This window comes from Falsiroseomonas oryzae (genome assembly GCF_027856955.1).
Taxonomy (GTDB): domain Bacteria; phylum Pseudomonadota; class Alphaproteobacteria; order Acetobacterales; family Acetobacteraceae; genus Falsiroseomonas; species Falsiroseomonas oryzae.
Genome location: NZ_JAPSMD010000542.1, coordinates 1 through 3074, shown reverse-complemented (window position 1 = coordinate 3074; position 3074 = coordinate 1). Strand labels below are relative to the sequence as shown.

At 73.3% G+C, this 3074-nt stretch carries 5 protein-coding genes; 3 read left to right on the top strand and 2 right to left on the bottom strand.

Annotated features, from left to right (window positions below; all coding sequences use genetic code 11):
* Together OZN99_RS28530 and OZN99_RS28525 are read right to left on the bottom strand one after the other, a co-directional pair.
* The coding region (locus OZN99_RS28530) for a Trm112 family protein (protein ID WP_408611965.1) at nucleotides 1-484 on the bottom strand (484 nt) is incomplete at its 3' end.
* A gap of 3 nt (nucleotides 485-487) precedes the next feature.
* Nucleotides 488-877 (bottom strand): PAAR domain-containing protein, encoded by a 390-nt coding sequence (locus OZN99_RS28525; protein ID WP_270938602.1) that lies wholly within the window; start codon nucleotides 875-877, stop codon nucleotides 488-490.
* A 64-nt stretch (nucleotides 878-941) separates the two neighbouring features.
* Between OZN99_RS28525 and OZN99_RS28520 the strand changes: the two genes are divergently transcribed.
* The 3 genes from OZN99_RS28520 (at nucleotide 942) to OZN99_RS28510 (ending at nucleotide 3029) form a co-directional block, all read left to right on the top strand.
* On the top strand, nucleotides 942-2015 hold the full coding sequence (locus OZN99_RS28520; RefSeq protein WP_270938601.1) for a hypothetical protein: 1074 nt from the start codon (nucleotides 942-944) through the stop codon (nucleotides 2013-2015).
* Nucleotides 2016-2112: 97 nt separating this feature from the next.
* Complete coding sequence (locus OZN99_RS28515) at nucleotides 2113-2238, top strand: hypothetical protein (protein WP_270938600.1); 126 nt, start codon at nucleotides 2113-2115, stop codon at nucleotides 2236-2238.
* Between the two features lie 239 nt (nucleotides 2239-2477).
* Nucleotides 2478-3029 carry a PEP-CTERM sorting domain-containing protein gene (locus OZN99_RS28510; RefSeq protein WP_270938599.1) on the top strand — a complete coding sequence of 184 codons (552 nt, stop codon included), beginning with the start codon at nucleotides 2478-2480 and terminating at the stop codon, nucleotides 3027-3029.
* Nucleotides 3030-3074 lie beyond the last annotated feature (45 nt).

Sequence of the window (3074 nt, the reverse complement as noted above, 5' to 3'; positions counted from 1 at the left end):
ATCCGGCATCCAGCACCAGCCCGCCTTCCGGCCCCGCGCCGCGCAGCTCCAGCAGCCGCCGCAGGCAGCGCCGCACCGCGCCCGGGACCGGGCCGCCGGGGTCCGGCGCCTCCGCCGGGTCCAGCCCGGCCCAGGCATCCCAGGCATAGGTCGAGACGGTCTGGCGCGTCGCGTCCAGCCAGCTGTCGGGCCCGATCGCGTCGCCGAGCAGGCTCTCCACCATCTCCGGCACATCGTCGCGCAGCAGCAGCTCCACGCCGCGCTCGGACATCAGCCGGCGCAGCTCCGGCACGATCACCGGGATGCCGTCGAGGATCGGGTATTCGTGCCGGCAGGCCGCGTCCGGGCACAGCAGCACCCCGGCGCGCACATCCTCGCCCGTTTCCTCCGCCACGGCCGCCAGCACCAGCGGCTGCGCGCCCGCGCCGCGGCGCAGGCAGACCGGGCAGACCGGCCGGAACGCCGCGAAATGCCCCCGGCGCAAGGCTCAGCCGCCGATCATCACCGTCGGGCAGCCGGGCGGCAGGATCTTGCCGGTGGGCCCCGGGATGGGCGCGACGCAGCTGGTATGCGCCGTCATGTCGCCGACGCGCGCGGCCGGCAGGCTGCCGATCATCACCGTGCCCGAGCCCACCGAGACCATGCCCGGCCCGCCCGGCACGCAGGCCGCCATCATGCAGGGCGCGGTCTGGCTGGTGACGGTGGCGGCCGGCATGCCGCCGATCATCACCGTCGGTGCGCCTGGCGGGATGATCGCCAGCGGCATGCCGGGATGCGGCGCCGGCGCCGGCACCGGACCCGGCGGATGGATCGGCGCATGGCAATGCGGGCTGTCCTGCAGCACCTGGTCACCCACCCGCGCCGCCGGCTTCGTCATCCGCCCCGCCCCGTTCCGCCGCGGCAGGATACCGCAGCGCAGCCTGCGGTGGAAACCGTGCGCGGTGACACGCGCCGATGCAGCCGGTAGCCTCCCCGCCATGGTCTATGCCGGCATCAACAGGCCGCTCCTCGGCGATCTCGCCGGCCTCGCGCACGCCGTGCCGAAGCTTGCCACGCCGGTGCCGCCGCCGCTGGCGAAGCTGCTGGAACGCGTGATGCTGCCGCCGGAGTCCCAGGCGCTCGGCGTCCCCGCCGGCTGCACGCCGGACCTGGCGGAGGGCATGGCGGAGCGCGTCGCGGGCCTGCCCGACGTGCCGCTGACCCAGGCGCTGCCGGCGCTCGGCACGCTCGCCACGCTGCAGCACCTGGCTACGGGCAGGCTCGGCTTCGCCATGCCGTCGGAAGCGCCAGAGCTCGCGCAGGTGATGCGCGACCTGCCGCCGGAGGCGCTGGCGCCGGCATCCGAGCTGGCCGCCGGGCCGCTCGCCGGGCTGGCCACGCTGGTCGCGCTCGGCGCCGCGCTGAAGGAACGGCTGGGCGTGGACCCCGAGCATCCGGAGGCCTCCCGCCTGATCGAGGAACGCCTGCCCGAACGCGTGCCGGCCTATGGCACCTATGCCGCCGACGGCGCCGGGGCGGCGGCCGGCATGGACAAGGCGCTCGGCGTCGGCATGCTCTACGGCGTGAGCGAGGCGCTGGGCGTGAAGCTCGACCAGCCCGGCGGCGTGCAGAAGCTGGCGGATCGCGTGCGGGAGCTGAACACGGCGCGGCTGCCGGTGATCGACCTCGATCCCGATGCCGCGGGCAAGCTCTACCCTCTGTCGCAGATCCACAAGCACTGGCCGCTGGACCAGGTGGCGCGCGACCCGGAGCCCTTCCGCCGCCACATCGCCGCGCTGCTCAAGCTGGATGTCGAGGTCCCGCCCGCCGGCAACGGCACGCCGGGCGGCGCCGGCCTGCCGCCGCAGCCCACCGCGGAGACGGTGCGGAAGGTGCTGGACAGCGACCTCGGCGAGATTTCGCGCGCCGACTGGGGCGCGCCGGAGCTGCCGGTGACACCCGCCATCCCCGGCCTCGCGGCACTGGCGCAGCTGCAGGACATGCTGCCGGTGATCCGCCGCGGCGCGGTGCGGTAGCCCGCGATCGCCGGAGCGCGTCCGGGCCGGGGCGTCTTGCCACGCAGGCGGCGGCTATCTAGTTACGAAACGCAAGGTTTCCGGGGAGGTCGCCACCATGAAATCGGTCCTGCTGGGCTGCGTCGCCGCCATCGTCATCGCCTTCGGCGCCTATGTCGTGCTGGACGGCAACATGCAGCGCAGCGCGGAGCAGCGCTTCACCACGGAAGGCGTGCGGCTGTAGCGCCGCGCCTGGGCCGCAGCCCCGACCCTGTTCGGGGCCGTGCACCGTCGGGGCGACCGTGGGCCGAGGCCTGTCGAGAAACTTTACGGTTCCTGCCCGTGGGCTAACGTAGCGTCTGCAAGTCACTGAAATCGCGTGATCGCGAGCTCTGGCACGACGCTTGCTGTGCTGCGTCGGTTGCGACGTCTGGAGCGCCGCCACATCCGGCCGGCGCGGGTCACTGGCGCAAGGAGTTTCGGATGGCAGTCCGGCGGATCACGATGGCCGCTTTGCTCGTCGCGGTGAGCACGGCGATGGCGGCAATGCCCGCCGGTGCGGCGATCATCAGCAGGACCTACGAATTCACCGCGACCCGCATCCCCTTCTTCCCGGATGTCAGCGGATCGGCCACGGTCACCTTCGACGACAGCGCCAGCATCGTCGACAGCACCGTCGGCATCGTGCTGAATGCCTTGAGCATGCCGCTAGGCTCGCAGGTCGCGTTCACCTACGACAAGGCGAATGACCGGCTCTTCATCGGCGGGCTCGCCGGGACGGATGTCGGGGTCGGGACCGTCCGCAGCCCTGCGGTTGGACAGGATGACTTCATTCTGGGGATCAACGCGCCCGGTTCGGCTGCGACGTTCTTCGGATTCACCAGGACCTCGTCCGATCCCGACCGGACCAGTGCCTACGGTACCGGCGTTGGAACCGTGTCCGTCGTGCCCGAACCCGCCTCGCTTGCCCTGCTGGGCCTCGGCCTCGGAGGTCTGGCGGTCGCGCGCCGGCGCAGGGCCGCGCGCGTGGCGTAGCCGGTCCGGCGAGGACGGCCCGCCCGCAACTCGCGGGCCGCCCGC